Below are 3,445 nucleotides of genomic sequence, written 5' to 3'. Positions count from 1 at the left end.
GGTGTCACCAGTACCAGTCTCCTGCTCTCGGCGTTACAACCCTTGGGCTTCCGAGTCCAGTTCTCCATACCGCTGCGCAGCACCGAGGGGCACGGGCTCAATCCTCAACGGCTACAGCAGGTGCTGGCCCAGGGCTGCCAAGTGATCCTGACGGTGGATTGCGGGGTGGGCAATGCTGCCGAAATTGCCATGGCCCAAGCCCAGGGGGTGGACGTGATCGTGACGGATCACCACATGCTGCCGGATCCCTTGCCCGCTGCCTATGCGGTGGTCAACCCCTTGCGATTGCCGGCTGAACATCCGCTGCGCTTCTTGCCGGGGGTGGGAGTGGCCTACAAGTTGGCGGAGGCGCTCTACCAAGCCCTAGGGATCCCTGGTGTCGAGCAGCACCTGGATCTGGTGGCAGTGGGAATTGTGGCCGATGTGGCGGTGTTGCAGCGGGAGTGCCGCTACTTGGTGCAGCGGGGCCTGCCGGTGCTGGCCAGTACGCAGCGCCCGGGGTTGCGAGCTCTGCTGGCCCAGGTTAGCAACGGCCAGCTCCAGAGGTCGCCGACAGCCCAGGATATTGCTTTTCGCATCGCCCCCAAGTTGAACGTCATTGGCCGCTTGGAAGACGCCAGCTTAGCAGTGGAGCTGCTGACCACCTCCGATCCAGAGCGGGCCCAGGCGCTGGTGCAACGGTTTGTTGCCCTTGACGAAGAGCGCCGGCAGCTCACCCAGCAAGTGATCCAAGAGGCCAGCCAACAGGTAGAGAGCTTGGATCTGACCCGGGAAGGAGCCATTGTTCTGGCGGAAGCCGGCTGGAACCCAGGGGTTCTGGGGATCGCGGCGGCGCGCTTGGTGGAGCAGTACCGCTGCCCGACGGTGTTGATTGCCAAAGACGAAGCCACAGGGCTGGGCCATGGGTCGGGTCGTTCCCTGCCAGGGGTGAACCTGGTGGAGGCCATCGAGGCCGTGCGCCCCCTGTTGCTGGGGGGAGGCGGACACCCCATGGCCGCCGGGATCCAAGTGGATCTGGCTTGCCTGGCCGCTGTGCAACTGGCGTTGCAGCGGGAGCTGGCCGCGCGGGTTAGCCCGGATCAGCAGGCTCGCGCCTTGGCGGTGGAGATTATCCTCGACTGGGAGCTACTGGTCTCTCAGGATCGGGATGGGGTGGCAGAGCTGGATGAGGTGTATCGGCAATTGCAGCTTCTGCAGCCCTTTGGGCACGGCAATCCCAACCCCGTCGTTGCCTTGATGAACTTCCGTCCCAATAGCTCCAACCTGGGAGTCTCCCGCAATGGCCGCCACCTCAAGTTTGAACTCCAAGGCTCGCCGGGATCCCGTACTCTGTGGTTTTGGCAGGCCGGAGAAGAGCTGGAGCGTTGGCAAAAATGCCAAGCTTTGGACATCGCCCTCCAGTTGGAAGCGGATGACCGGGGCAGACAGCCTTGGCAGGGCAAGGTGCTGGCAGTGCGCCCTTCGGGAGAGTGGCAGGCACCCACCCTTTCTGCTCCCCCCATAGAGATCCAAGATTTTCGGCAGAAACCCCTGCCGGATTCGCTGAAAGGGGCCATCTGTTACGACGGGCAGGAGGCCGAGAACCTTGTTCCACCACCAAAAGGGGCAAAGCTGGTGCTGGCCCGCTGGCCCTGGCTACCGGCGGACTTGGCCCAACTGCTGCAACAGGTACAGCCCCGAACCCTGATCCTGACTGCTTCTGGCCACCGCTGGGAGCAGATCCCCCAGCAGATTGCCCAACTGCAAGCGCTGTGGCAAGCAGGCCGACGGGATCCCGAGGATCTGGCTGCAGTAACCGGCTTTCCCCGGCAGTGGCTGGCGGAACTGGACAGTCCGGAGCAGATCCCCACGCTACTGATGGGCCGCCTTCAGGAATCCCAAGCCTTTCACCGCTGGCTGGACGAGGCCAGCCCCACCCAGATTGCCCAACTGTGTCAGCGGCTGCTGCGACCGGATCCCAGGCCAGCAGCTTATTCCCAAAAGTAGGGGCATCTCCCAAGCGCTCTGCGCCACCAACGCGACCCCAAAAAGTAGGTAAGACTTGGGATCCTGCCAAGAACTTCAAGATGCTCCGCACCGCTATCGCGATACTCTGGATTAAATAATTCAACCCCATTTTTTCTGGCAACCAGAGCCCCTCAGAGTTTTCCGTGATCCCGGTTCGCCTAACCTTGCACAATTTTCTCTGTTACGCTCACGCCGTTTTGGATCTGCGTGGGATCCATACTGCCTGCATTTGTGGCCCCAATGGGGCAGGCAAGTCTGCCCTGCTCGATGCCCTCACCTGGGGCCTTTGGGGGCAAAGCCGGGCTAGCAATGACAGCGATCTCATCCGCAAGGGGGCCAGCGAAGCCTGGGTAGAGGTGATCTACCGCTCCCGAGGACAAACCTACCGTGTCCTGCGCAGCCGTCATCTATCGGGCGAGGGATCCCTGGAGTGGCAAATTCAAACCGGAGAAACCGACGGCCAACCTCGCTGGCGTAGCTTGACCCGCCGCGGCATGCGCGCCACCCAACAGGCCATTCAAAGTCAGCTCAGCCTCGACTACGAGACCTTTATTCACTCCGCCTATCTGCGACAAGGACAAGCGGATGCCTTCACCCTGAAGCGTCCCAGCGAGCGCAAGCAAATTTTGGCCGACATGCTCAAGCTGGGGCAGTACGATTTGCTGGCCGAGCGCTGTCGGGAACGGGCACGCAGCGCCAAGCTCAAAGCCGATCTGCTCCAAGAGCGCCTGCAGCAGCTCGACCAACAACAGGCCCACCTTGGCCAAATTCAAGCCGAACTGGAGCAACTCCAACAACGGCAAACCCATCTGCAGCAACTCCTAGCCCAGCAACAGCAGGAATTGCAAGCCCTAGAGCGCCTCTACGAACATCACCGCACCTTGCAGGAACGCCATCACCACCTCACCCAACACTTACGGAAGCTCGGCGCCGACCTACAGCACACCGAGCAACAGTGGCGTGCCCAGCGACAGCACCTGCTCCAGTTGGAAGAGCTGATCGCCCAGAGTGAAGACATCCTGGCGGGTTACGAACGCTACCAAGCCCTGATGGCCCAAGATCGCCATCTCCACCACCTCTTCGAGCAACAGCAGCATCTGCTCCAAGAACGCCAAAAGCTGCAAGCCCAGCAAGCAGAGCAGCAACAGCAGCAACTGCGCAAGATGCAACGGCTGCAACAGGAGTTGGCCACCTGCCAAGCCCAGGCCCAAGCCGATGCCCAATTGCTGGCAGAACAGGAGCGCATCGAAATCGGCCTGCGCCACTACCAGCAAGCTCAAGAGCGTCTCCAGGCCCTGAACCAAGCCCAAGCTCAAGCCGCCGTCCTTCTCCAGCAGCAACAGCATTGGCAAGAGCAAATCCGCCGCGAGCGGGAACGCCTGCAAGCCCGCGTTCAGCTTCTCAGCCAGCAACTACAAAGCCAGGAAACTCTAGCCCA

General features: G+C 61.6%; 2 protein-coding genes. Both read left to right on the top strand.

Annotated elements, in window-relative coordinates; genetic code table 11:
* Positions 1-1,986 (top strand): single-stranded-DNA-specific exonuclease RecJ (gene recJ, locus NW837_RS05020; protein WP_414329565.1); only part of this gene is annotated, 1,986 nt, incomplete at its 5' end.
* 164 nt (positions 1,987-2,150) lie between these two features.
* Positions 2,151-3,445, top strand: a 1,295-nt coding sequence (locus NW837_RS05015; RefSeq protein ID WP_414329563.1) for an AAA family ATPase, incomplete at its 3' end; no start/stop codon positions are given.

Source organism: Synechococcus sp. R6-10 (genome assembly GCF_047461815.1).
Classification (GTDB): domain Bacteria; phylum Cyanobacteriota; class Cyanobacteriia; order Thermostichales; family Thermostichaceae; genus Thermostichus.
This window is presented reverse-complemented; position numbering and strand designations above follow the sequence as displayed.